Below are 24,789 nucleotides of genomic sequence, written 5' to 3'. Positions count from 1 at the left end.
CACCGGGACCTGTCCACAGGCTCGGCCCGCACCTGTGGACGGATCGCCGCGCACCGGCCCGGGACGCCGCACGATGGCGGCATGGATCCTGCCCTGCCCGCCCGCCTGTGCCTGTCCCCGCACCGGTCGCTGCTCGTGCTCGGCCCCGGCTCGAGGCGCATCGGCCTCGACCCGCACCACGGTGTCGACGTCGACGGCCTCCACCCGGCGCTCGCCACGATGCTCGACGAGCTGGCCGGCGCCGCTGCGGGGGCGGTCGACCCCGTGGCGGTCCACTCGGTGGCGGTCGACTCGGCGCGGCTCACCGCCACGGCGACCGCCCGCGGAGCACCGCCCGGCTCGGCCGCGGGACTGCTGCACCGGCTGGTCGGGTCGGGATCGGTCGTCGACACGCGGGCCGTGCAGCGGCGCGCGGGCCGGCGCACGCACAGCGCCGTGCTGGTCGTCGGGGGCGGGCCGCTGGCCGCCGGCGTCGTCACCGGGCTGGTGCAGGCCGGGGTGGGCGCGGTCCACGTCGAGGCGGCGGGCCCGGTGCGCGCGGCCGATCTCGGCACCGGCCTCGTCGACGCCGACCGGGGCGACGACCGGGGCGCCGCCCTCGCAGCGGCAGCGGCGCGGCTCGTCCCGGGCACGGTGGTGGGCCCGCCGTCGCAGCGACTGGTCCCGGACCTGGTGGTGTTCGCCGACGCGCAGGCGCCCGAGCCGAGGGCGGCGGCGCGCCTGCTCGAGGCGGGCGTGGCGCACCTGCTCGTCCGGCTGCGGGACGGGACCGGCGTCGTGGGCCCGCTCGTGCTGCCCGGCCGCACCGCGTGCCTGCGCTGCCTGGACCTGCGGCGCAGCGAGCGCGACCCGGGCTGGCCCGCGGTCGCCGCGCAGCTCGTCGGGCGCCCGGGCCGGGCCGATCCGGCGTGCGCGGCGGCCACCGCCGCGTTCGGCACGGCCCAGGCGCTGGCCGGGATCGACGGCACGGCCGAGCCGGCCGTCCTCGACGCCACGATCGAGCTGGACGTCACCGCGGGCACCGCACGGCGCCGATCGTGGGCACCCCACCCGGAGTGCAGCTGCGGCGCCGCCCCGGTCCACGGTGGGCCTCGACACCCCCGGGCGACATGCGCGGCACCCGCACCCGGGGGGACACTGGTGTCGTGACCGACATCCCACGGCGCACCGCCGCCCGCACCGCCAAGCTCGCCAGCCTCCCCCTCGGGGTCGCCGGGCGTGCCGCCGCCGGGTGGGGTCGCCGGCTCGCCGGGGGCAACGGTGAGGAGATCTCCGCGCAGATGATGGCCCGGAGCGCCGAGCAGCTCTTCGCGGTGCTCGGGGAGCTCAAGGGCGGCGCGATGAAGTTCGGCCAGGCCCTGAGCGTGTTCGAGGCGGCGGTGCCCGAGGAGTACGCGGCACCGTTCCGGGAGTCGCTGGTCAAGCTGCAGTCCGCGGCCCCGCCGATGCCCCCGCGCGAGGTGGACCGCATGCTCGCCGAGCAGTTCGGCCGCAACTGGCGCGCCCGCTTCACCGAGTTCGACGAGACCCCCGCCGCGGCGGCGAGCATCGGCCAGGTGCACCGGGCGGTGTGGCGGGACGGCCGCGAGGTCGCCGTCAAGGTGCAGTACCCGGGGGCCGAGCAGGCACTGCTGTCGGACCTGCGCCAGCTGTCCCGCATGAGCCGGGTGCTGCAGCCGTTCATGCCGGGCCTGGAGATCAAGCCGCTGATCGCGGAGCTGCAGGACCGGATGGCCGAGGAGCTCGACTACCGCGACGAGGCCGACAACCAGCGCGCGTTCGCCGCGGCGTACGAGGGCGACCCGCAGGTCAGGGTGCCGCGGGTCGTCGCTTCGGCGCCCAAGGCGATGGTCACCGAGTGGGTCACCGGGCGCAGGCTGTCCGACGTCATCGCCCGCGGCACGCAGGCCGAGCGCGACCACGCGGCGATGATGCTCTCGGAGTTCCTGTACTCCTCGCCGGGCCGGGTGGGCCTGCTGCACGCCGACCCCCATCCGGGCAACTTCCACATCCTGGACGACGGCCGGCTCATGGTGATCGACTTCGGGGCCGTCGCCCGGCTTCCCGACGGCATGCCGCGCCCGCTGTCGGAGATGCTGCGGCTCGCGATGCAGGAGCGCCCGGCCGAGCTGCTGGCGCACCTGCGCCGCGAGGGCTTCGTCCGTGCGGGATCGGCGATGACGGCCGACGAGGCCATGGACTACCTCGCGCCGTTCACCGAGCCGATGCACACCGAGTCGTTCCACTTCGACCGGGCCTGGCTGCAGAAGCAGGCCGAGCGGGTCGGCGATCTGCGCAGCCCGCACTTCACCACCGCGCGGGAGCTCAACCTGCCCGCGCAGTACCTGCTCGTGCACCGCGTCACGATGGGCACGATCGGGGTGCTCTGCCAGCTCGACGCCGACGTGCCGCTGCGCGGCATCGTGCAGCACTGGCAGCCGTGGATCTTCGAAGCGGAGTCGGCAGGCTGATTCCCGGCACGCCGACGGCACCCCGGTCGCGGGAGGACCGGGGCGCCGTCGGTCTTCGGGCGACGCCGCACAGAGGGCGTCGCGGGCTCAGCGGGCCGCACCCTCCCGGGCGCGCGCGGCGCGGCGGGCGGCGAAGTCGGCGAGCCGGGCCCAGCGGCGACCGGCGAGCAGCTGGCGGGCGATGGCGTGTTCACGTGCGGCCTGTTCGGCCTCCCGCGATCGGGATCGGGCCAAGGCTTCGTTCATCAGTAGCATCCCGGGTCCTTCGCGGTCGCGGATGGCGCTGGGTCCGGCGGCGGTGGTCGTGTCGAGGTGGGTCATCGGAGATCTCCTGTGGTCGTCGGCGGATCTGGGTTCGTACGGGTCAGGCGCTCGCCGCGGCGAACGCGCGGTCGCGGGCCAGGTCGGCCTTGCTGGGTCGGCCCCGAGGCCGCTTGCGCGGGATGACGACCCCGCGTTCGAAGATCTCCCCGCCCCACACGCCCCACGGCTCCTCGCGGGAGAGCGCCCCGGCCAGGCACTCGGCCCGGATCGGACACTCCCCGCACAGGGCCTTGGCCCGCTCCAGCTCGGCGGGGGCCTCGGCGAACCACAGGTCGGCGTCGCCGGAGCGACAGGGCAGGTCGAGACCCGCCCGGGGGGCGGCATCGAGCAGCGAGCCCAGCGCGCTGGTGTCGCCACCGCACTGGTCGGGACTGATCGCTCCGCCGTCCAACGGAACTGATCGGACTAGCACCGCACTACCTCCTGGTCTGACGTGCACTCCGGTGGTGAAAAACAAAAAAAGCCGCGGATCCCAGGTGCTGGGGTCCGCGGCTGAACTGCTGCCGGTGAGGGTCGGCGTCTACCTATGACGACACCTCACTGCGGACACACCTGTGCTGTTGTCGAAGACGATTCCGCCGAGCGCGAGGGCGGACGGTCGCTGCTTGCACGCAGGGACGTGGGCCGCCACGGACTCCGTCCACAGACGGGTGCTGTGCGTGGCGACGACGCTCGTCATCGTGATCATGTTCAGCACCCCCTTCTCGGGTCCGGTCGTGGCAGTGGACGGGCTGGTGCAGTCCGTCGCGAGCTACGTTAGAGACGCCCCCCGGGGCGCACAACTGATTTACGGGAAGTTCTTCGCACCCGTCAGGACTCGGCCACGAGGGCGAGCACGGCCGGCCCGTAGCGGTCGAGCTTGCGCGCGCCGATGCCGGGGATGGACACCAGCGCCGCGCTGTCTGCGGGGCGGTGCTCGGCGATCGCGGTGAGCGTGGCGTCGGTGAACACCACGTACGCGGGCACCTGCTGGCCCCTGGCCTCGTCGGCCCGCCAGCCGCGGAGCCGATCGAGCAGTTCGGTGTCCACGTCCGACGGGCAGTCGGAGCAGCGGCGCATCTTCAGCGCGTCCGTGCCCAGCAGCGGCGACCCGCAGACCCGGCACCGCGGCTTGGTGCCACCGTTCGACGTGGCCGCCACCCGCGACGCCGGGTGGCTCTCCGGGATCAGCCCGTGCAGGAACCGGCTGCGCCGCCGTCGCCGTGCCCCGCCGGGCTGGCGCGACAGCGCCCACGACAGCGCGAGACGGCGGCGCGCCCGGGTCACCCCGACGTAGAGCAGGCGGCGCTCCTCCTCGATCGCGGCGTCGTCGCCGTCGGCGTGCTGGATGGGGAGCGTGCCGTCGGCGAGCCCGACGAGGAACACGACGTCCCACTCCAGGCCCTTGGCCGCGTGCAGCGAGGCCAGCGTGACGCCCTGCACGGTGGGCGGGTGCGCGGCGTCGGCCCGGGTCTCCAGCTCGACGGAGAAGCGGCGCAGGTCGGCGTCGGGCTCGTCGGCGACGAGCTCCTCGGCCAGCTCGACGAGCGCGAGCAGCGACTCCCACTGCGCCCGCTGCGCCGCGCCGCCGGGCGGCTCCAGCGTGAGCCCGACGGGGCCGAGCACCGCCCGCACGGCATCGACGAGCGGCGTGCTCGTCGGTCCCGCCATCCGGATCACGCTCATCGCCTTGCGCACCTCGGGCCGCGAGAAGAACCGCTCGCCCCCGCGCACCTGGAACGGCACGCCGATGTCGGTGAGCGCCTGCTCGTACACCTGCGACTGCGCGTTGATCCGGAACAACACCGCGATCTCCGCGGCCGGCGTGCCGCCGTCCACGAGGCGCCTGACCTGCGTGGCGACGGCGGCGGCCTCGGCGGGCTCGTCGTCGTACTCGGTGAAGTCGGGATCGGGACCGGGCGGGAGCTGGCCGATCAGCGCCAGCCTGCTGCCGGCCACCCGCCCCCGGGCCGCGCCGATCAGCGTGTTGGCGCACGCGACGACCTGCGGTGTGGAGCGGTAGTCGCGCTGCAGCCGGACGACGACGGCCTCGGGGAAGCGACGCGGGAAGTCGAGCAGGTGGCGCGGGGTGGCACCGGCGAAGGTGTAGATCGTCTGGTTGGCGTCGCCGACGACGGTGAGGTCGTCGCGGTCGCCGAGCCAGGCGTCCAGGACGCGCTGCTGCAAGGGGGTGACGTCCTGGTACTCGTCGACGACGAAGCAGCGGTAGCGCTCCCGGAACTCCTCGGCCACCCCGGCGTGTTCCTCCAGGGCGGCGGCGGTGTGCAACAGCAGGTCGTCGAAGTCGAGCAGCTCGGCACGGTTCTTCAGCGCCTCGTAGCCGGCGTAGACCGCCGCGACCTGCTCGGCGGGCCCCGGGGTGTCGCGGCTGCGCCGGGCCGCCTCCGCCGGGTAGGCCTCCGGGGTGACCAGGCTGGCCTTGGCCCACTCGATCTCGCCGGCGAAGTCGCGCAGCGAGGCGGCGTCGGTGCCGGCCTTGACCCGGGCGGCGGCCTGCCCGACGACACGCAGCTTGCCCTCCAGCAGCTGCCACTGGTCGCCACCGACGACCCGCGGCCAGAAGTAGCGCAGCTGCCGCAGGCTCGCGGCGTGGAACGTGCGCGCCTGCACCCCACCCACGCCCAGGCCCCGCAGCCGGGTGCGCATCTCCCCCGCCGCCCGCGCCGTGAACGTCACCGCGAGCACCTGCCCCGGCGCGACATGGCCGGCACCGACGAGGTGCGCGATCCGCCGGGTGATCGTGCGGGTCTTGCCGGTGCCCGCGCCCGCCAGCACGCACACCGGTCCGCGCGGGGCGGTGACCGCGGCACGCTGCTCGTCGTCCAGTCCCCGCTCGTCGCTGTCACTGCCCACGCGACCATCCTGACACCCGCACCGGGAAGAGCCACGCCCACCGCGCGGTTGCAGTGACCATGTCCCAGGTGACGATGTACTCCACGACGTGGTGCGGCTTCTGCCGCCGCCTCAAGCTGCAGTTCGACCAGGCCGGGATCGCGTACACCGAGATCGACATCGAGCGCGACCCGGACGCGGCGCGGTTCGTGGAGCGGGCGAACGGCGGCAACCAGACCGTCCCGCTGATCCGTTACGCGGACGAGACGACGGCGACCAACCCGAGCCTGGCCCAGGTGCAGGCGAAGCTGGCGGCGTAGCTCGCACACACCTTCCGGGGCTCGCACACAGGGCCGGACCCGTGTGCGAGCCCCGCAGGCTGTGTGCGGGCTATCCCAGACGGGCGCGGAGGCGGGCCGCCGTCGCGGTGAAGGGGTGGAGGTCGACCCAGAGCCAGCGGAGCATTCTCGTGTCCTGGTCACGGAGCGCGTCCTCGCGGATCTTCTCGGCCACCACGACGTCCGCGACGGACTGCCCGGGCTTCAGCAGTCGGCCGTACTTCGCCAGCCCGTCGAACTCGCCGATCAGCCGCTGTCTCTCCCACCAGAAGTCCACCGTGCCGAGGTGCCCGCCCCGATCGTCACGGAACTCGCGCTGCAGCTGCGGAGGAGGCAGCCCGGCGCGCATGATCGCGACCCGGCTGCGCGACTCGCCGACGCTGCCGCTCCGCCCGTCGGCGAAGCCGAGCGCACGCCGGGCGTTCGGTGCGCCCGGCCAGCCCTTCTGCCGGGCGATGGCCTCGGCCAGCGCCTCCGGGGTGACGTCGCCTCTCGCCAGCGCACAGTCGGCCACCACGACCGCCTGCTCGAATGGCACCGTGCGTGCGATGTCGGTGACGACGCGGGCCGCGCACGTGACCGCGACACCGTCGACGAACTGGATCTCGTCGTCGCGCAGCGGCGCGGCCCGCACGTGCACGCTCGGATCACGCCGTCCGCCGGTGCGCCGGTGGCGGGTGACCTGCACCCGCGTCAGCGGGAGCCCCCACACGTCCCACCCGAGCAGGACGGCCCCGGACAGATGGCTGACGACCGCACCGGGATCGAGCTGCTCCGAGGCAGCACGGATCTGCGCGAGATGCCGAAGCGTGGCATCGCCGGATCGCGGACCGCTGACGTAGGCACCGCGGCGCACGGTGGCCAGCTCACCGCGGCGCAGGAGCGCGCGCACCTCGTCGTCGCCGTAGCCCGCGGCGCGCAGCCCCGCCCGCATGTGCACCACAGGTGCGGACATCCCCATGGACACGATGCTGCGCCGAGCACCGGCGCCGCGGGAGGGACGCCGCCGATCTGTGGATGCCGCCATGCCGTTGGGGACAACCCGGCTCGCACACAGCCTACGGGGCCGCGCACAGGGCCGGACCTGTGTGCGGGCCCCCTGACCTGTGTGCGAGGCGCCACGTGCCCGCCGCGGACCCGGGTCAGTCGAGCGCGGCCCAGGACTCGATCATCGACCTCGCGATGCTCACCTTGCCGGGGAGCAGGAACGGAGCCTCGCCCTCGGCACTCCAGTCACCTTCGCCCAGGGCGGTGCGGACGTCGGCGCGGGTGGCCCAGAAGGCCTCCGCGATCTCGCCGTCGGCCGGGATCAGCGCCACGTCCGGATCGGCCACCGCATGGAAGCCGACCATCAGGCTGCGCGGGAACGGCCACGACTGGCTGCCGAGGTAGCGCACCTCGCTCACCCGCGCGCCGACCTCCTCGTGGATCTCGCGCAGCACGCACGCCTCCAGCGACTCACCGGCCTCGACGAACCCGGCCAGCACCGAGTAGCGGCGCTCGGGCCAGCTCGGCTGGCGGGCGAGCAGCACCCGGTCGGCGCCGTCGTGCACCAGGCAGATGACGGCCGGGTCGGTACGCGGGTACTCCTCGTGACCCGCCGCCTCGCAGTGCCGGTGCCAGCCGGCGTGCGCGGGATGGGTCGGCGAGCCGTCGCGGGAACAGAAGCGTGAGGAGTCGTGCCAGTTCAGTGCGGCCACCGCGGTGGTGAACAGGCCGGCGCCCAGCGCGTCGAGCACGGCACCCGTCATCCGCAGGTCGGCCCATTCGGAGGGGTCGTCCCCGGCCACGAGATCGGGCCCGCCGCGCACCGCCCAGTACGCGATGCCGTCGCGCTCGCCGAGCAGCACCGCGCCGGCGGGGGGTGCGTCGCCGGTGGTCGGGCGGGTGCGCAGGCGGGCGCCGCCCCCGACGTCCCAGCTCCCGGCGTCGGTGACCTGGAAACCGGCCGCCGGCTCGGTGTCCCAGACGACCGGGGTGCGGCCCGCGTCGTCGACGACGACGAGTTGCGCCGCCGCCCACCCGGCGGTCTGGCGCGCGGTGTCGGTGCGCAGCGGCTCGTCGCGCAGCACGGCCGAACGCGACAGCACGGGCGGGCCGAGCAGGTCGAAGCCGACCCGGGTGGAGGAGCTCACGCGATCCCGCCCAGCGCGCGCACCTTCGCACCGATGACGTCCGCGTCGCCCACGACGACGCCGGTGAAGCCGGTGGGGGCGAAGAACCGCAGCGCGGCCTCGGCGACCTCGTCGACGGTGACCGCGGCGAGCCGGGCGGGGTGCTCGCGCACCCAGTCCAGGCCCAGCCCGACCGCCGACAGCCCGGCGATCGTGGACGCGAGCCCGCCCTGGTTGTCCAGCGAGATCAGCAGCGAACCGACCGCGTAGCTGCGCGCCGCCTCGATCTCCGCGGCCGTGGGCGGCACCGCGGTGAGGCGGCCCAGCTCGTAGCGGGTCTCCAGCAGCGCGGCGGCGGTGACGTCGCTGGCCACGTCGGTGTCGACGCCCAGCACCGCCCCGCCGGGGATGAACTCCGGGCCGGAGTGCGCGCCGTAGGTGTAGCCCTTGTCCTCGCGGATGTTCTCCATCCAGCGCGAGGAGAAGTACCCGCCGAACACCAGGTTGGCGAGCTGCAGCGCGGCGTAGGCCGGGTCGTCGCGCGGTACCGCCGGACCGGAGAGCCGCAGCTGCGACTGCACCGAGCCCGGCCGGTGCACCAGCGCCAGCTCACCGGCGAGCGGGTACGGCGGGGCGGCCAGCTCGACCGCGGTCGCGGACGACGACCAGCCGCCGAGTGCCTGCTCGACGGCGGCGATCGCGGCGGCCGGGTCGACGTCGCCGACGAGGGTGAGGATCGAACCCCGCGGCACCAGCGACGCCGCGTGGGTGGCCCGCACCTGGTCCGCGGTGACCGCCGTGACCTCCTCCGCCGTGGGCATCTCCCGGGTGATCGGGTGGTCGCCGAAGCGGACCCGCTGCAGCGCCTCGCGGGCGATCGTGCGCGGCTGCGCGCGGGCCACGGCGATCCGTTCCACGAGCCGCTCCCGCTCGCGGGACACCTCGTGGTCGGGGTGGGTGGCGCCGGTGAGGACGTCGGCGAGCAGCGCGAGGACCGCCGGCAGCCCCTCGGCCAGCCCGGACCCGGCCACCAGCAGTCGCTCCGGGTCGACGCTGGCGCCCAGGTCGGCGCCGACGGCGGCGAGCTCGTCGTCGATGGCGACGCGGTCGCGGGACGCGGTGCCGGTGAACAGCGTCTCGGAGAGCAGCTCGGCGACGGCCGGATGCGCCGACCCGGGGGCCGGGTCGGCGAACGGCACGCGCAGCCGGAGCTCGACCATCGGGACGGTGGAACGGTTCGCGACGAGCACGCGCAGCCCGCTGGGCAGCTCCGCGGAGACGACGTCGGGCAGCGGCACCTCGCGGGTGACGCCGAGCGGGGGCAACGGGCGCGGGCCCGTCGGGGTGCGGCCGATCTCGGCGGCGCTGCGGTGGCCTCGGTCGTTCGACACTGCGGTGGTCACGTCGTCTCCTCGCTGGGGCCCGTTGCCGGCGGGCCCGAGAGTGCCGGGCCCGAGAGTGCCGGGCCCGAGTGTGCTGTCGCGGTCACGATCCCGAGCTCGTACGCGCCCGCCGGGTCCGACGGCGACCTCGACGGCCCGGTCACGCGTCGTCCTCCGAGGTGGCGGCGGGCTCGACCAGCAGCACGCCGCGGCCCGAACCGCGCAGCGTCCCGGCGGCGGCGCGGACCTGCTCCGGGGTGACGGCGGCGAGGCGTCCCGGCAGCTCGTCGGTGATCTCGGCGCGGCCGTAGAGCAGCTCGCGCGCCCCGAGGCCGAGCATGCGGTACATGACGCGGTCGTTCTCCTGGTGCGCGCTCGCCGACCAGCGCGCGACCTGCCCGGCCAGCTCCTCCGGCGTAGGTCCGGTGGCCGCGAGCTTGTCCAGCTCCTCGTCGACGGCGCCGAGCACGCGGTCCGGGTCGACGGCGGCCGGGTGCACCGCGGTGATCGTGAACGTGTCGGGGTCACGGGCGTCCAGCGAGCCCATCAGCCCGGCCCCGGCGGAGATGTCGGTGACCAGCCCGTCCGCGTGCACGAGCCGGCGCTGCAGCCGCGCCGCCTCCCCGTCCCCGAGGACGGACGCGAGCAGCACGTGGGCGAGGTAGCCGTCGAGGTCGGCGGCCGGATCGGGCAGCCGGTAGCCCAGCGCGAGAGCGGGCAGCGGGGCGTGCGCGTCGGGCACGGCCTGGCGCCGCTCGGCGCCGGGCGGAGGCTCCGCGAAGCTCGGGCGGGTCGGGGTGGGGCGGGCGGGGATGTCGCCGAAGTGCTTCTCGACCAGCGCCACCGTCTCGTCGACGTCGATGAACCCGGCCACGGTGACCTGCGCGTTGCCCGGGGCGTAGTAGGTGTCGAAGAAGCCCGCGGCGTCGTCGAGGGAGGCCTGCTCCAGCTCGGAGAAGTCGCCGTAGCCGTTGTGGGCGTTGGGGAAGGTGTCGTAGAGGACCGGCGGCAGCAGGATCCAGGGGAACCCGCCGTAGGGCCGGTTCAGCACGTTGAGCCGGATCTCCTCCTTGACGACGTCCACCTGGTTGCGCAGGTTCTCCACCGACAGCGTGGGCGCGCGCAGCCGGTCGGCCTCCAGGAACAGCGCCCGCTCCAGCGCCGCGGCGGGCAGCACCTCGAAGTAGTCGGTGTAGTCCTGGTGGGTGGAGCCGTTGAACACCCCGCCGGAGCCCTGGACGTGGCGGAAGTGCGCGAGCTTCTCCAGGCTCTCGCTGCCCTGGAACATCAGGTGCTCGAACAGGTGCGCGAAGCCGGTGCGACCCTGTGGCTCGGAGCGGAAACCGACGTCGACGTGCACGGCGACGCCGACGACGGGGGTGGCGGGATCGGGGACGAGCAGGACCCGGAGCCCGTTGGCGAGGGTCGTTCGATGCAGCACGGGGTCGAATCTAGTCGTCACACCGACAGCACGCCGTTCACCGCCTCCGACGGTGGCGGCAGGTCGCGGGTGTCGAGGTCCTCCATCAGGTGGATGTCGCAGTACTCCAGATCGAGGGGTCGGCCCAGCTCGTCGAACAGCGTGAGGCGCCGGCGCAGCAGCCCGGCCGGGTACCACGGGTGCCGAAAGGTGACCTGGACGGCCTGGTCCGGCCACGATCCGACCAGCTCGGCGCGGGCGCCGGACAGCCCGGCGGCCAGTGGTGAACCGGGGTCGCCGTCCGTGCCGCGCCAGTGGTGGTCGAGGTCGGAGAGGTGCTCGAGCCAGCGCCGCGCGTGCGCCGCGGCACCGGGTGCCGGGGTCGGCGGCGGCTCCCACCCGTGCCCGGTGATGTCGACGGCGTCGCGTCCGAGCACGGTCGTCACCGCACCGGTGTCGGGGTCGACGGCGACGACCTCGTGGGCGCGCCCGCCGCCCGGGTCGCGGCGCGCGACCAGCAGCCAGAGCCAGCCGTGCAGCGGGGCGCCGGACAGCACGACACCGCGACCGAGCGGCACGCGCAGCACCTCCGTGTCACCCTCGGCACCCGCGGCGACGACCTCGGGGTCGTGGCGGGGGCCGGCGTCGATGCGTCCGGCCCGCCAGGTCCGCTCGCCGATCCGCCAGCCGGGCTCGTCGACGTCGAGCCGGTACAGCTGCGACGGGCCCGCGTCCAGGGGCACCCGCTCGTGCTCCCCGACCGCCACGCGCGGGTGGCGCAGCGCGTCCCAGGTCAACCGGACGGTGGTCTCGTGGTAGTCCAAGCCGTAGCCGCCTCGATGCGGGATCGCGGTCGGCGCCGCCAGGTACACCTGCAGGCGCAGCCCGTCGTCGTCCGCCACCGCCTCGCCCGTGGGCGGCCGGTCCAGCACGACTTCGCGCAGCGCGCCGTCCGCGGTGACGACGACGAGCCGCCCCGGCGACGGCCACGGCGCCGCCACGCCGCGCTGAGGGTCGCCGATGTCGGGGGTGCGCACCTCGGCCAGCCACGCCCCCGGCCGGCCCGCGGCCAGGAGGGTGAGGCCGGGTACCTCCGCCGTGGACCGCACGCCGTCCGCGTCGAGGCAGACCAGGGTGTCGCCGAGCTGCATCCAGAGGCGGGTGTCGTCGGCGGCGGCCACCGGCCGTCGCGGCACCGGCGGTGGGGGCACCTCGCTCGCATCGACGAGCCCCAGCAGCCGGCCGTCGGCGGGGTCGAGCCGCGCGACGACCGGTTGGAGGTCGTCGACGAGCCAGATGTCCCCGGCGGTGGCGAGCAGGGCCGACGGGCGCAGGAATCGCGTCATGTGGGGTGCCCGGCGCACTCGACGGACCGGGGCACGACCACCCCGGGCGCGGGCGCGCCGACGGTAGCGGGTCGGGTGGGCGGGAGCACCACGAATTGCCGCAGGCCGAGATCGACGTCGGTGACCGGGCCGCGACGCGGGTACCGCGCCGAGGCGAGGGTCGCCTCCCAACCGGTGGCCGGCCGGTACCCGAGACCGCGGCGTCAGGCCACGGATCGGCGGTCCGGCAACTGCGCCGCAGCCTGCCGCATCTTCTCGACCACCTCACCTGCGATCCGGCGTGACCGACCGCTCACCGCCCACCCGGCCGTGCGGGCCAGGCCCGACGGCGCCGGTGGCAGCAGACCGAGCTGGGTGAGCAGGCCGAGGTCGTCGCGGACGGCGGCATGGCTGACCACCGCGCCGTCGCGCAGCTCGTAGATGTGCGACTGCGGAGCGTCGACCCGCCGCCCGGTGGGCGGGACGACGCTGCGGACCCGCCCACCACGGAACCGGACCAGCGGCCCGGTGTTGGTCCCGGTCAGGCGCATCACGGAGATCACGTGCCGGTCGTCGCCGACCATCGTCTGCTCCACGAAGCGCAGGTCGGGGAATCCGGTGCGCAGCCAGGCGCCGACGGCGAGCAGGCACGCCGGGCCCCGCAGCGGACCCAGCACCTGCTCGAACGACGCCTCGTGGTCGACCCAGTCGGACGTCAAGAGGCCCTACCGGTCCGCCGTGCGGGAGCGGCAGGCGGAGCAGACCCGGGCCGCGGTCGTCGACGCCGCGCGGTCGCTGTTCGTCGACCGCGGGTACGCGGCCACGTCGATCGACGACATCGCCGCCACCGCCCAGGTGGCCCGCCGGACGGTCTACGCGATCGGCGGCAAGCCCGAACTGCTCAAGCTCGCCTACGACACGGCGATCGCCGGCGACCACGATGAGATCGCCATGGCCGACCGGCCGGCGGCGGCCCGGATCAGGGATGAAGCCGATCCGGTCGCGGCCCTGCACCTGTACCTGGACATGGCACTGGGCATCCAGGCGCGGGTCGCGTCGATCCACGTGGCCCTGCGGGCGGCCGTCGGCGACGAGCGTGTCCGCGAGCTCTACGACCACATCCAGGACTCCCGCGCCGTCGTGTCCCGCCGGGTGGTGGACGCCCTGGTCGCGCGCGGAGCGCCGATCACGCAACCGGCCACGGCCGGCGACCTGCTCTGGCTGCTCAACGATCCCGGGCTCTACCACGCCCTGGTTCACGACCGCGGCTGGAGCGAGGAGCGGATGGCGGCCTGGCTGCACGCGACGGCCGAGCAGCAACTCCTCGACGACGGCGCCGGTCGGGCACCCGGATGACGGTGCGTGGCAGCACACCGGCGTCGGGTGCACCGCACCGGCATCGGGTGCACCGCACGGGCGCCGGGACGCCGGTGCGCCGACCGCCACGCCGGTGCGGTGGGCGTCAGGCCGGGGGCAGGACCACGAACTGGCGCAGCGAGAGGTCGACGTAGGTCACCGGGCCGCGGGGGCCGGGGGTGTGGTCGACGTTGATGCCGGTCTCGGGCAGCCCGAGGAGCTTGTAGCCGTCGAGCAGGCGGGTCGTGGTGTTCCAGAAGGCGCCGGTGCCGGTGTAGGCGTCGATGAACTGCTCGGCGGCGACCCGGTCGGTGGCGCAGACGCACGCGGCCAGGCCCGAGGTCTCCCGCGCCGCCGTCAGCGCGGCGTCGACCGGGCCGTCGACGGTCGCGACCGTCACGTGGGCCTCGGCGCCGGAGTCCAGCGCCCACTCGTGGCCCAGCGGGTGGTCGTGGGGGGCGAGGCTGGGGACGATGTCGCGGTCGGCCAGCGCCTCCTCCGCGACCGGCCACAGGCGGTCGTAGGCGTGGGCGTCGATGAGCAGCAGGTTGAGGCGGTTGCAGACGCCGAGGCGGTCGGTGGACTCGGTGACCAGGCGCTCCACGTCGTCCTCGGCGGCGGAGGAGTGCAGGTAGAGCACGCCACCGCCGTCCGCGTGGGCCAGCACCCGGGTGCCGGCCGCGGCGCCGAGAGCGGAGAGCCGCCGGGTGACCTCACCGCTGCCGCGCACCACCACCAGCGGGACGAGATCGGGGAGTCCGACGAGCGCGTCGGCGCCCGCGTGGCCGGGCGTGGGCACGAGCTGCACGGCCGCGGCCGGGACCCCGTGCTGCTCCAGCGCGGGCGCCAGCACCAGCTCGACCAGCGCCCTCGCCGAGCCCAGCGCGGCCGCCCCGGTGCGCAGCACGGCGGCGCTGCGGGCCTTCAGCACCTGCGAGGCGACGTCGACGGTGACGTTGGGCCGCGCCTCGAACACCGCTCCGATGACGCCGACGGGCACGCGGCGCTCGAAGACCCGCTCGCCGGTGGGCAGGGTGCGGACCTCGCGCTGGTGCGGCGGCTCGGGGGTGTCGGCGAGCACCTCGAGCTGGGTGGCCATGTCGGCCAGGCGCTCGGGGGTGAGCCGCAGGCGGTCGAGCAGGCCGGGCGCCATGCCGTTCTGCTCGGCGGCCGCGACGTCGGTGTGGTTGGCCTCCAGCAGCAGCGCGGACCGGTCGCGGAGCAGGCCGGCCGCGGTGCGCAGGGCGGCGTCGACGGCCGCTCCCCCGGCGGCCCGGACCCCCGGCGCGGCGGCCGCCGCGGCGACGGCGGCGGCGCGGACGGCGGCGTGCTCGGGGCCCTCGGCGGTCGGGGCGATGGCAGGGTCGACGCTGGTGCTCACGGCGGACAGGTTGCCACGCGCCGCCCGCGCGCGGCGCACCGATGCGGCACGGGAGGTCGCACAAGGGGCCGCACAGGCGGCGTCGCAGAGCGAGTCGCTCGTCGCACACGCCCGGGGCCCTGCGACGAACCGGTGGATCTGCGAGGGCGACGGCAGCGCCGTCCGGGCCGCAGTGCTGCGTGCGACCGCCGCAGGTGCTCAGCACCAGGCCCGGGGTGGGCCACCGGGGGTGGGCGGCCGGTGCGGGACGGGGAGTCGCCCGCACGCCGGCGCGGCCCGGCCTGCCCTGCCCCGCCCTGCCCCGCCCTGCAGCGCGGGCCCCGCTCGATCCGGTGAGCCCCGCCCTGCCTGCCCGAGGTCGACGGCGAACCGACCGGCCCGCCAACCGGGTTGACCTCGACCCGGCTTCAGGGCGCACGATCGGCGCCATGACCGCCGCACCCCCGCCCGTCGCCGTCCGCGCAGAGCTGTTCGGGCCGGACCGGCGTGCGACGACGGTCGGGGTCGTGCTGCTGATCAGCCTCGTGGCGTTCGAGGCGATGGGGGTGGGGACCGCGATGCCCGCGCTGGTCGCCGACCTCGGTGACGTGTCGATGTACGCGTGGCCGTTCGTGGCGTTCACGGCGGCGGCGGTGTTCGGCACCGTGCTCGGCGGGCGGTGGTGCGACCGCGCCGGGCCCCGGGTGCCGCTGGTCGCCGCGCCGGTGCTGTTCGGGGTCGGGCTGCTCGTGGCGGGCACCGCGTCGTCGATGGCGCAGTTGCTCGGCGGGCGGCTCGTGCAGGGCCTCGGCGCCGGATCGCTGGTCGTCGCGATCTACGTGCTGGTCTCGGTCGTCTACCCCGAGCGGGCCCGGCCCGCGGTGTTCGGCCTGATGTCCTCGGCGTGGGTGCTGCCCTCGCTGGTCGGACCGCCGGTGGCCGGCGTGGTGACCGAGGCGCTGTCGTGGCACTGGGTGTTCCTCGGGCTGGTCCCGGTCGTGGGCGTGGCGGTGGCGCTCGTGGTGCCGGCCGTGCGCAGGCTCGGGCCGCCGGACCCGGAACGGGCCGACGCCGTCCGGCGCCGGGGCCTGGTGATGGCCGCGCTGGCCGCGGCCGTGGGTGTCTCGGCCCTGAGCTGGGCGGCGCAGCAGACCGGTGTCCTCGCCGCCGCCGTCGGGACGGCGGCGCTGCTCCTGCTCGTGCCGGCGGTGCCTAGGCTGGTGCCGCGCGGGGTGTTCCGGGCCGCGCGCGGGATCCCGACCGTGGTCGTGTCCCGCGGGCTGCTCGCCGGCGTGTTCTTCACCGTCAACTCCTACCTCCCGCTGATGCTCAACGGCACCCACGGCTGGTCGCTGGCCGCCGCCGGCATCCCGCTGATCGTCGGGTCGCTGGGCTGGTCGAGCGCCGCGGCGTGGCAGGGGCGACGGCCCGACCTGCCCCGCAGCCGCCTGCTGCGCGTCGGGTTCTGCCTGCTCGCCGCGGGCACCGCGGGCATGCTGCTCGTCGCGCCGACGTGGGGCGTGGCGTGGCTGGCGCTGCCGTTCTGGGTACTCGCGGGCGTCGGCATGGGGTTGGGCTTCTCGTCGGTGTCCTACCTGCTGCTGCAGCAGTCGGCGCCGGCCGAGGTGGGCTTCCACAGCTCGGCCGCGCAGATCGCCGACCAGCTCACCACCGCCACCATGATCGGCCTCGGCGGCGCTCTCCTGGCGCTGCTGGCCGGCCCCGCGGTGGCGCTGCCGGTGCTGGTGGCGGTCCTGGCCGGGCTGGCCGGGCTGGGTGCGGTGCTGGCGGGCCGCACGGGCTCCGCGGTGCGGACGAGCGGGACTCCCGTCGCCTAGGTTCGTACGGAAGTCCCGCTCGTCGGGGCCGAACTCAGGTGCGGTGCGGGAGCTTCGCCGGGGTCGAGGGCGGGGGGACCACGGGGCCGATGTCGCCGTCGGGGGCCGTGTCCAGGTCGACGATCACCGGCGCGTGGTCGCTGGGGCCCTTGCCCTTGCGGGCCTTGCGATCGATCCAGGCCGCCGTGACCCGTCCGGCCGGGTCGGCACCGGCGAGCACCAGGTCGATGCGCATGCCCTTGTCCTGGTGGAAGCGTCCGGCGCGGTAGTCCCAGTAGCTGAACACGCGCTCGGTGGGCCAGCGGTCGCGGACGACGTCGTGCAGGCCCAGCTCCTGCAGCCCGGCCAGCGCGGCCCGCTCGGCCGGGGTGACGTGGGTGGAGTCGACGAACAGCGACGGGTCCCACAGGTCGTCGTCGGTGGGGGCGATGTTGACGTCGCCGGCGATCACGGTGGTGGCCGGGTCGGTGACCGACGCCGCCAACGCGGCCAGCCACTCCAGCTTGTAGGCGTAGTGCGGGTCGTCCGGCGTGCGGCCGTTGGGCACGTAGACCGAGGTGATGCGCAGGCCGCCGCACGTGGCGGTCACCGCGCGGGCCTCCAGCGCGTCGGCGAAGCGGGGCGCGCCGGGCAGCTCGCGCACCACGTCGTCGAGTCCGACGCGCGAGAGCAGCGCGACCCCGTTCCAGCGCCCCTCCCCGACGTGCACGACCTCGTACCCGCGCTCCTTCAGCGGTGCGTCGAACGACTCGGCGAACGCCTCGTCGGTCAGCTTCGTCTCCTGCAGGCAGACGACGTCGGGCGCGCGCTCGTCGAGCCAGGGCAGCAGCCGGGGCAGCCGGATCAGGGCGGAGTTCACGTTCCACGTAGCCAGACGCACGTGCGGCACGCTACCGTCAGCTGGTTTGTACGATGGCCGAACAAAGGGGTGGGCATGCAGCCGACGCGCGAGGACCGGTTCAGCTTCGGGCTGTGGACGGTCGGCTGGCCCGCCCGCGACCCGTTCGGCGACGCCACCCGCCCGGCGCTGGACCCGGTGGAGTCCGTGCACCGCCTCGGCGAGCTGGGTGCCTGGGGCGTCACCTTCCACGACGACGACGTCGTCCCGTTCGGCACGCCGCCCGCCGACCGGGAGCGGATCCTCGCCCGGTTCCGGCGCGCGTGCGACGAGGCGGGCGTCGTCGTGCCGATGATGACGACCAACCTGTTCACCCACCCCGTGTTCAAGGACGGGGGGTTCACCAGCAACGACCGGTCGGTGCGCCGGTTCGCGCTGCGCAAGGTGCTGGCCAACCTCGACCTCGCCGCCTCGCTCGGCGCCTCGACCTACGTGTTCTGGGGCGGGCGCGAGGGCGCCGAGGTCGACCAGGGCAAGGACATCCGCGCGGCGCTGGACCGCTACCGCGAGGGCATCGACCTGCTCGCCGCCTACGTCAAGGAGCAGGGCTACGGCATCCGGTTCGCGATCGAGCCCAAGCCCAACGAGCCGCGCGGCGACATCCTGCTGCCCACGCTCGGGCACGCGCTCGCGTTCATCGCCGAACTGGAGCACGGCGACATCGTGGGTGTGAACCCGGAGGTCGGGCACGAGCAGATGGCCGGGCTCAACTACACGAGCGGGATCGCGCAGGCGTTGTGGGCCGGGAAGCTGTTCCATCTCGACCTCAACGGCCAGCGCGGCGTCAAGTACGACCAGGACCTGGTGTTCGGGCACGGGGATCTGATCAACGCGTTCTCGCTGGTGGACCTCATCGAGAACGGGGCCCCGGGGGGTGGCCCCGCCTACGACGGGCCGCGGCACTTCGACTACAAGCCGCTGCGCACCGAGGACGTCGCGGGCGTGTGGGACTCGGCCGCCGCGAACATGCGCACCTACCTGCTGCTCAAGGAGCGGGCCGCGGCGTTCCGCGCGGACCCGGAGGTGGCGCGGGCGCTGGAGGTGTCCGGGGTCGCCGACCTCGCGACGCCGACTCTGGGTGCGGGCGAGTCGGTGGCCGACCTGCGCGCCGCCGACGCCGACTTCGACGCGGACAAGGCGGGCGAGCGCGGCTACGGCTACGTCCGGCTCGGGCAGCTGGCGCTGGAGCACCTGATGGGGGCACGGTGAGCGGCGGGCACCCGCACCGCAGCGAGCACGGTGGGAGGAGTCGATCGTGAGCCTGGTCGCCGGCGTCGACTCCTCCACCCAGTCGTGCACCGTCGTCGTCCGCGACGCCGCCTCCGGGGCGCTCGTGCGGCAGGGGCGGGCGCCGCACCCGCCGGGCACCGAGGTCGACCCGGCCGCCTGGTGGGAGGCGATGGCGACCGCGCTCGACGGCGCGGGCGGTCTCTCCGACGTCGACGCGCTCGCCGTCGCCGGGCAGCAGCACGGACTCGTGTGCCTCGACGCGGACGGCGAGGTCGTGCGGCCCGCGCTGCTGTGGAACGACACCCGCTCCGCGCCCGCCGCCGACGACCTCGTCGCCGAGCTGGGCCCGGGCGAGTGGGCGACCGCGATCGGGAGCGTGCCGGTCGCGTCGTTCACCGTCACCAAGCTGCGCTGGCTCGCCACGCACGAGCCCGCGCTCGCGGCCCGGGTCGCGGCCGTGTGCCTGCCGCACGACTGGCTGACCTGGAAGCTGCGCGGCACGGGTTCCCTGGACGACCTGGTCACCGACCGCAGCGACGCCTCGGGCACCGGCTACTTCTCGGGCACCACCGGCGCCTACCTCCCGGACATCCTGGACCGCGCGTTCGGCCGCTCCGACGTCGTGCTGCCCCGGGTGCTCGGCCCCGGCGAGGCCGCCGGCCGCACCCCGGACGGCGTGCTGCTCGGGCCCGGCGCGGGCGACAACGCAGGCGCCGCGCTGGGCCTCGGCGCCGCCGCGGGGGACGTGGTGGTCTCGCTGGGCACCTCCGGGGTCGTCTCGGCGGTGAGCCCGACGCCGACGGCCGACCCGACCGGCATCATCGCCGGGTTCGCCTCCGCCACCGGCGAGCACCTGCCGCTGGTGTGCACGCTCAACGCCGCGCGGGTGCTCGACGCCGCGGCGGCGATGCTCTCGGTCGACCACGCCGGGCTCTCCCGGCTCGCGCTCGACGCCCCGGCCGGCGCGGGCGGTCTGGTGCTCGTGCCGTACCTGGTGGGCGAGCGCACCCCCAACCGGCCCGACGCCACCGGCGCGCTGCACGGGCTGACGCTCGGCTCGGCCGCGCCGTCGCACCTGGCCCGGGCCGCCGTCGAGGGACTGCTGTGCGGACTCGCCGACGCCCTCGACGCGCTGGTGGCGGCCGGGGTGGACGTGCGCCGGGTGTTCCTGGTCGGGGGCGGCGCGCGCTCGGACGCCGTGGCGCGGATCGCGCCCGCCGTCTTCGGACGCCCGGTGCTGCGCCCGACGCCGGGCGAGTACGTGGCCGACGGCGCGGCCCGGCAGGCGGCCTGGGTGCTGGCCGGCCAGGCGGCGCCGCCGGAGTGGACGGCCGCGGACACCGAGGTGTTCGAGGCCGAGCCGACCCCGCAGGTCCGCGACCGCTACGCCCAGGCCCGCGACCACACCATCCCGCGAGTCGGGGCCTGAGTGCGCGCGAGTCGGGCTCTCGGTGCGCGCGAGTCGGGGCGTGGGAGCGCGCGAGTCGGGGCGTGCGTGCGCGCGAACCGGGCTCCCGGTGCGCGCGAGTCGGGCCGTGCGTGCGCGCGAGTCGGGCTCCCGGTGCGCGCGAGTCGGGGCGTGCGTGCGCGCGAACCGGGGCGTGGGAGCGCGCGAGTCGGGGCGTGCGTGCCCGCGAACCGGGCCGTGCGAGCGGGCGAGCCGGGGCGTACGTGCGTGCGGGTCGGGCTCCCGCCGCGCACCAGTCGGGCTGCGCGGGCCCGCCACACGGGGCGCGCGGGCGAACCGGTCGGGCGAACGGTCCGGGCGGGTCGGGGCGCCGGCCGTGCCCGATGAGACGCGCGCACCCGCGCTGGGCGTTCGCGGGTCGCGCGCGGCGGGCGGTGACGTGCGGCGGCACAACCTGGCGCTGGTGTTGCGCGAGGTCGTGCGGGCCGAGCCGGTGTCGCGGGCGGCGATCGCCGGGCGGACCGGGCTGACCCGCGGCACGGTGTCGTCGCTGGTCGAGGAGCTGCTCGACGCGGGGTTGCTCGACGAGCTGGCCGCCGAGCGCGGCGCACCCGGCCGGCCGGCGAGCCCGTTGCAGCTCAACCGCTCCGGCCCGGCGGGGCTGGGGATCGAGATCGAGGTCGACCACGTCGCGGCCTGCGTCGTCGACCTCACCGGAGCGGTGCGGGCCATCGCCCGGCTCGCGTCCGACCACCGGGACCGCGACCCCGCCCTCGCGCTCGCGCGGGTGGCCGAGCTCGCCCGGGCCGTGCGAGCGGAGGCCGCGCTGCCCGTCGTCGGAGCCGTCGTCGCGGTGCCCGGCGTCGTGGGTGCCGACGGGGTCGTGGTGCGGGCACCCAACCTCCCGCGCTGGTCGGGTGCCGACGTGGGGCCGCTGCTCACCCCGCTGCTCGGCGGGCTCCCGGTGACCACGGCGAACGAGGCCGACCTGGCCGCCCTCGCCGAGCTGTGGTTCGCCGACGGGCCCCCCGACGCGATGTACGTGTCCGGTGGCGTCGGCGTCGGCGCCGGGATCGTGCTGGGCGGGCGGCTGTTCCGCGGGGCCGGCGGGCGCGCGGGCGAGCTGGGCCACGTCGTCGTCGACGCGGACGGGCCGGCCTGCCGCTGCGGCGGGCGCGGCTGCCTGGAGCAGACCGCCGGCCTGGAGGCGCTGCTCCGCGCCGCCGGGGCCGCCGACCTCGACGCGCTGCCGGACGCCCCGCGCGCCGCCGCGGCCCTCGACGGCGCCGCCGCGGCGCTGGGGGTGGCGCTGGCGGGCGCGGTGAACCTGCTCGACGTGCCCGTCGTCGTACTCGGGGGGATCTACAGCCGGCTGGGGGCGGCGTGGTGCGACGACGTGCACGCCCGCCTGTGCGAGCGGGTGGTGCACCGCTCCGACGTGGCGGTACGGCTCTCGACACTGGCGCCGGGCGGCGCGCTGCGGGCCGCCGCCGCGTCGGTGGTGCGGGCCCGGCTGCGCTCCCCGTGAGCGCACGCCGCGCGCGGGCGGGCACGGGCGCCGAGCTAGGCGACGCCGGGCAGGATCCGCACACCGTCCGCGGTGAGGGTGGTCCCGTCGGCGAACGTGCCGGTGAGCACCACGACGTCACCGACCGCGGGCCGCTGGCCCAGCGCGGAGACGTCGACGGCGACGGCGCGGCCGTCGATCGCGACGACGGTGGCACGGTCGCCGTCCAGCGCGGTGACGGTGCCGGAGACGCGGCCCTGCGGCGCGAGGACCGACACGGCGGTGGCCGCGTCCCCCGTGCCCTCGACGCGCACGACGACGCGCTCGCCGGCGGTCAGGTCGCCCAGCGCGGCGTTGCCCGCGCCGCGGACGCGGGTGTCGTCGTCGGTGCGCAGCGTGCGCTGCGCACCGCCGTCGGGGGTGACGACCAGCGTGCCGTCGGCGGTGGACACGACCGAGCCGACGAGCACCGCGTCGTCACCGAGCCCGCCGAGGTCGCGCGGGCCCCGGCCCCCGGGCCCGTCACCCCGCCGCCCAGGTCCGGCACCGGGGCCGACGAGCTCGCCGTACTCGCCGGTGAGGCCGATCTCGGGGACGCCTCCCCGCCTGCCGTCCCGTCCGGGACCACCCCCCGGGATCAACAACGCCGCGACGACACCGGCGACGACCAGCACCGCCAGCACGACGGCGCCGACCACCAGCGCGCGGCGGCTCGGGCGACGGCGGGGCGGGGACGGGGCGGGGGAAGGGGCAGGGGTGGTCATCGGTGGCTCCTCGGTCGTCGGGGTGACGCTCCCCAGCCTCGGCGGGCGACCTGATCGGAACCTGAAGGCCCGCGCTCCTTCAGCGGATCTTCAGCGACGACGGGGCAGGATGGCGGGTATGGGAGCGCGGGTGCTGGTCGTGGAGGACGCCGAGGCGATCCGTACCGCCGTGCTCGCCGGGCTCACCGGCGCGGGCTTCGACGCGGCGGGCCGGGTCGACGGGCGGGCGCTGGAACGCGACCTGGAGACCTTCCGCCCCGACCTCGTCGTCCTCGACGTGATGCTGCCCGGCCGCGACGGGTTCGCGCTGCTGGAGGCGGTGCGCCGGCACACCGACGCGGGCGTGGTGATGCTCACCGCCCGGGACGGGGTCGACGACCGGCTGCGCGGCCTGCACGGCGGGGCCGACGACTACGTGGTGAAGCCGTTCGCGCTGGCCGAGCTGGTGGCCCGGGTGACGGCGGTGCTGCGCCGGATGGGGCGCACGCCCTCGACGGTGGAGGTGGGCGACCTGCTCGTCGACGCCGCGGCCGGGTCCGTCAGCCGGGCGGGCGTGCCGATCGAGCTGACGGCCACCGAGCTGCGCCTGCTGGACTACCTCGCCACGCAGCGCGGCCGCGTCGTCGGGAAGGGGCAGATCCTCACCCGCGTCTGGGGGTACACCGAGTACGACCCGAACCTGGTCGAGGTGCACGTCTCGGCGCTGCGACGCAAGCTCGGCGAGCCGCGGCTGCTGCACACCGTGCGCGGCCTCGGGTACGTGCTGCGGGCCGAGCCGCCCGTGAGTGCGCAGCGGTGCTAGACCACGTCCCCGCACTCACGAGCACCGGAGGCGCCGCGTGAGTCGCTTCTCGCTGCGGGCCCGGGTCACCGCACTGAGCCTGCTGGTCCTGGCCGCGGTACTGATCGTCGTCGGCGCGCTGACCGACGTGGTGTTCGCCGCACAGAGCCGCGCCGACCTGCGCGACCAGCTCACGGTGCGCGCCTCGCTCGCCGGGGAGCTGGTGGCTCGGGGCGTCGGCACCGAGGAGATCGCCCGGCAGGTGGAGGCGCCGGGCATCCGCGCGGTCGTCGTGTCCCGCGACGGCGAGGTGTACGGCGACGGACCCCGCCGCGGGCGGCTGCGCGACGAGGGCGTGCTCCGGCAGGCTCTCGCCGACGGGTCGCAGCTGACCCTGGTGGCCATCGACGACGGGGTGACGGCCGCGCAGCAGCGCCTGCGTCGCACGCTGCTGCTGCTCAGTGCGGGCGCGCTCGCCGTCGCCGGGGTGGTGACCCTGCTGACGACCCGGGTCGCGCTGGCCCCGCTCGACGGCATGACCGCGCTGGCCCGGTCGATCACCCGCGGCGACCGCGGCCGCCGCCACGCCCCGGCCCGCACCGACACCGAGCTGGGCCGCACCGCGGCGGCGTTCGACGACATGCTCGACGAGCTGGAGGGCGCCGAACGGCAGGCCCGCGAGTCCGAGGCGCGGACCCGCCGCTTCGTCGCCGACGCCGCGCACGAGCTGCGGACCCCGCTCGCCGGCGTGCAGGCGGTGGCCGAGGCGGCCGTCGAGCCCGGGCTGGACGCGGGCGAGCGCGACCGGCTGCACCTGCTGCTGCTGCGCGAGAGCCATCGCGCCGGGCGCCTCGTCGACGACCTGCTCGCCCTCGCCCGCATCGACGCCGGGATCGAGCTGCGCCGCGAGCCCGTGGAGCTGCTCGGGCTGGCCGAGGCGGAGGCCGACCGGGTCCGGCTGCGCATGCCGGGCCGCGCGATCGAGGTGTCCGGCAAGCCGGTCACGGTCGACGGCGACCCGGGCCGCCTCACCCAGGTGCTCGCCAACCTGATCGACAACGCCCACCGCCACTCCCCGGCAGGCGACACGATCACCGTGCGGGTGGGGCCCGGCCGCGAGATTCACGTGATCGACACCGGGCCCGGGGTCCCGCCCGCCGACCGCGAGCGGATCTTCGACCGCCTCGTGCGTCTCGACGAGGCCCGCACCGCCCACGACGGCGGCGCCGGACTCGGCCTGGCCATCGCCCGCGGCATCGTCCGCGCCCACGGCGGCGACCTGCGACACGCCGACACGCCCCCCGGCGAGGGTGCCACGTTCACCCTCGCCCTCCCCTGACCCCCTCCCCCGCGGGGCGGGCCCGGCGGGGGCGCGGGTCGGGGCCCGCGGGGGGGCGGGGGGGGGGCGGGGGGGGGCGGGGGGCCCCCCGCCGCGCCCGGG

22 protein-coding genes are annotated in these 24,789 nt (G+C 76.0%); 10 read left to right on the top strand and 12 right to left on the bottom strand.

Annotation, left to right across the window (positions count from 1 at the left end):
* Positions 1 to 81: 81 nt before the first annotated feature.
* Both Q1K26_RS10005 and Q1K26_RS10000 read left to right on the top strand, forming a co-directional pair.
* Positions 82 to 1,149, top strand: a complete 1,068-nt coding sequence (locus tag Q1K26_RS10005) for a TOMM precursor leader peptide-binding protein (RefSeq protein WP_300009440.1) — start codon at positions 82 to 84, stop codon at positions 1,147 to 1,149.
* Positions 1,146 to 2,471, top strand: coding sequence for an AarF/ABC1/UbiB kinase family protein (locus Q1K26_RS10000; protein ID WP_300009437.1), 1,326 nt, complete (start codon positions 1,146 to 1,148; stop codon positions 2,469 to 2,471). Before Q1K26_RS10005 ends, Q1K26_RS10000 begins: the two co-directional genes overlap by 4 nt.
* Positions 2,472 to 2,558: 87 nt before the next feature.
* On the opposite strand, the gene Q1K26_RS09995 is transcribed toward Q1K26_RS10000, so the two are convergent.
* The 3 genes from Q1K26_RS09995 to Q1K26_RS09985 form a co-directional block, all read right to left on the bottom strand.
* Positions 2,559 to 2,717 carry a hypothetical protein gene (locus tag Q1K26_RS09995; RefSeq protein ID WP_300009434.1) on the bottom strand — a complete coding sequence of 53 codons (159 nt, stop codon included), beginning with the start codon at positions 2,715 to 2,717 and terminating at the stop codon, positions 2,559 to 2,561.
* Between the two features lie 118 nt (positions 2,718 to 2,835).
* Complete coding sequence (locus Q1K26_RS09990; protein WP_300009432.1) at positions 2,836 to 3,207, bottom strand: WhiB family transcriptional regulator; 372 nt, start codon at positions 3,205 to 3,207, stop codon at positions 2,836 to 2,838.
* 398 nt (positions 3,208 to 3,605) lie between these two features.
* The gene (locus Q1K26_RS09985) at positions 3,606 to 5,648 is read right to left on the bottom strand and encodes an ATP-dependent DNA helicase UvrD2 (RefSeq protein ID WP_300009429.1); all 2,043 of its coding nucleotides are present in this window, start codon (positions 5,646 to 5,648) and stop codon (positions 3,606 to 3,608) included.
* A 74-nt stretch (positions 5,649 to 5,722) separates the two neighbouring features.
* Between Q1K26_RS09985 and Q1K26_RS09980 the strand changes: the two genes are divergently transcribed.
* The gene (locus Q1K26_RS09980; RefSeq protein WP_300009504.1) at positions 5,723 to 5,947 is read left to right on the top strand and encodes a mycoredoxin; all 225 of its coding nucleotides are present in this window, start codon (positions 5,723 to 5,725) and stop codon (positions 5,945 to 5,947) included.
* A gap of 70 nt (positions 5,948 to 6,017) precedes the next feature.
* Here Q1K26_RS09980 and Q1K26_RS09975 read toward each other — a convergent pair whose 3' ends face one another.
* From Q1K26_RS09975 to Q1K26_RS09950, 6 genes are all read right to left on the bottom strand, one after another.
* Positions 6,018 to 6,920: a hypothetical protein gene (locus Q1K26_RS09975; protein ID WP_300009426.1), complete on the bottom strand. Its 903-nt coding sequence runs from the start codon at positions 6,918 to 6,920 to the stop codon at positions 6,018 to 6,020.
* A 187-nt stretch (positions 6,921 to 7,107) separates the two neighbouring features.
* On the bottom strand, positions 7,108 to 8,100 hold the full coding sequence (nudC, locus tag Q1K26_RS09970; RefSeq protein WP_300009423.1) for an NAD(+) diphosphatase: 993 nt from the start codon (positions 8,098 to 8,100) through the stop codon (positions 7,108 to 7,110).
* A complete protein-coding gene (locus Q1K26_RS09965) occupies positions 8,097 to 9,482 on the bottom strand; it encodes a pitrilysin family protein (RefSeq protein WP_300009420.1) in 1,386 nt (461 codons plus the stop codon). Before Q1K26_RS09965 ends, nudC begins: the two co-directional genes overlap by 4 nt.
* Before the next feature lie 139 nt (positions 9,483 to 9,621).
* Positions 9,622 to 10,902, bottom strand: a complete 1,281-nt coding sequence (locus Q1K26_RS09960) for a pitrilysin family protein (protein ID WP_300009417.1) — start codon at positions 10,900 to 10,902, stop codon at positions 9,622 to 9,624.
* A 17-nt stretch (positions 10,903 to 10,919) separates the two neighbouring features.
* Positions 10,920 to 12,227 carry a hypothetical protein gene (locus Q1K26_RS09955; protein ID WP_300009414.1) on the bottom strand — a complete coding sequence of 436 codons (1,308 nt, stop codon included), beginning with the start codon at positions 12,225 to 12,227 and terminating at the stop codon, positions 10,920 to 10,922.
* A gap of 203 nt (positions 12,228 to 12,430) precedes the next feature.
* Positions 12,431 to 12,925 carry an ester cyclase gene (locus tag Q1K26_RS09950; protein WP_300009411.1) on the bottom strand — a complete coding sequence of 165 codons (495 nt, stop codon included), beginning with the start codon at positions 12,923 to 12,925 and terminating at the stop codon, positions 12,431 to 12,433.
* A gap of 19 nt (positions 12,926 to 12,944) precedes the next feature.
* Between Q1K26_RS09950 and Q1K26_RS09945 the strand changes: the two genes are divergently transcribed.
* Entirely contained in the window at positions 12,945 to 13,562 is a 618-nt protein-coding gene (locus Q1K26_RS09945; protein ID WP_300009408.1) for a TetR family transcriptional regulator, read from the top strand.
* A 106-nt stretch (positions 13,563 to 13,668) separates the two neighbouring features.
* Here Q1K26_RS09945 and Q1K26_RS09940 read toward each other — a convergent pair whose 3' ends face one another.
* Positions 13,669 to 14,943: an aldehyde dehydrogenase family protein gene (locus Q1K26_RS09940; protein ID WP_300009405.1), complete on the bottom strand. Its 1,275-nt coding sequence runs from the start codon at positions 14,941 to 14,943 to the stop codon at positions 13,669 to 13,671.
* A 428-nt stretch (positions 14,944 to 15,371) separates the two neighbouring features.
* Here Q1K26_RS09940 and Q1K26_RS09935 point away from each other — a divergent pair, with 428 nt between their 5' ends.
* Positions 15,372 to 16,760, top strand: a complete 1,389-nt coding sequence (locus Q1K26_RS09935; protein WP_300009402.1) for an MFS transporter — start codon at positions 15,372 to 15,374, stop codon at positions 16,758 to 16,760.
* 34 nt (positions 16,761 to 16,794) lie between these two features.
* On the opposite strand, the gene Q1K26_RS09930 is transcribed toward Q1K26_RS09935, so the two are convergent.
* Positions 16,795 to 17,649 (bottom strand): exodeoxyribonuclease III, encoded by an 855-nt coding sequence (locus tag Q1K26_RS09930; protein WP_300009400.1) that lies wholly within the window; start codon positions 17,647 to 17,649, stop codon positions 16,795 to 16,797.
* 39 nt (positions 17,650 to 17,688) lie between these two features.
* On the opposite strand from Q1K26_RS09930, the gene xylA reads away from it, so the two are divergent.
* The 3 genes from xylA to Q1K26_RS09915 all read left to right on the top strand — a co-directional run bounded on the left by xylA (position 17,689) and on the right by Q1K26_RS09915 (position 21,824).
* The gene (xylA, locus tag Q1K26_RS09925; protein ID WP_300009397.1) at positions 17,689 to 18,867 is read left to right on the top strand and encodes a xylose isomerase; all 1,179 of its coding nucleotides are present in this window, start codon (positions 17,689 to 17,691) and stop codon (positions 18,865 to 18,867) included.
* Positions 18,868 to 18,913: 46 nt separating this feature from the next.
* Complete coding sequence (locus Q1K26_RS09920; RefSeq protein WP_300009394.1) at positions 18,914 to 20,317, top strand: FGGY family carbohydrate kinase; 1,404 nt, start codon at positions 18,914 to 18,916, stop codon at positions 20,315 to 20,317.
* Positions 20,318 to 20,672: 355 nt separating this feature from the next.
* Positions 20,673 to 21,824: an ROK family transcriptional regulator gene (locus Q1K26_RS09915; protein WP_300009391.1), complete on the top strand. Its 1,152-nt coding sequence runs from the start codon at positions 20,673 to 20,675 to the stop codon at positions 21,822 to 21,824.
* Between the two features lie 35 nt (positions 21,825 to 21,859).
* Here Q1K26_RS09915 and Q1K26_RS09910 read toward each other — a convergent pair whose 3' ends face one another.
* Complete coding sequence (locus Q1K26_RS09910; protein ID WP_300009388.1) at positions 21,860 to 22,567, bottom strand: hypothetical protein; 708 nt, start codon at positions 22,565 to 22,567, stop codon at positions 21,860 to 21,862.
* 118 nt (positions 22,568 to 22,685) lie between these two features.
* Between Q1K26_RS09910 and Q1K26_RS09905 the strand changes: the two genes are divergently transcribed.
* Both Q1K26_RS09905 and Q1K26_RS09900 read left to right on the top strand, forming a co-directional pair.
* On the top strand, positions 22,686 to 23,369 hold the full coding sequence (locus Q1K26_RS09905) for a response regulator transcription factor (RefSeq protein ID WP_300009385.1): 684 nt from the start codon (positions 22,686 to 22,688) through the stop codon (positions 23,367 to 23,369).
* 37 nt (positions 23,370 to 23,406) lie between these two features.
* Complete coding sequence (locus Q1K26_RS09900; RefSeq protein WP_300009382.1) at positions 23,407 to 24,687, top strand: HAMP domain-containing sensor histidine kinase; 1,281 nt, start codon at positions 23,407 to 23,409, stop codon at positions 24,685 to 24,687.
* Positions 24,688 to 24,789: the final 102 nt, after the last annotated feature.

This window comes from Pseudonocardia sp. (genome assembly GCF_029263155.1).
GTDB lineage: Bacteria > Actinomycetota > Actinomycetes > Mycobacteriales > Pseudonocardiaceae > Pseudonocardia.
Note: the sequence above shows the minus strand (reverse complement) of the source record. Positions and strands in the feature narration are given on the sequence as shown.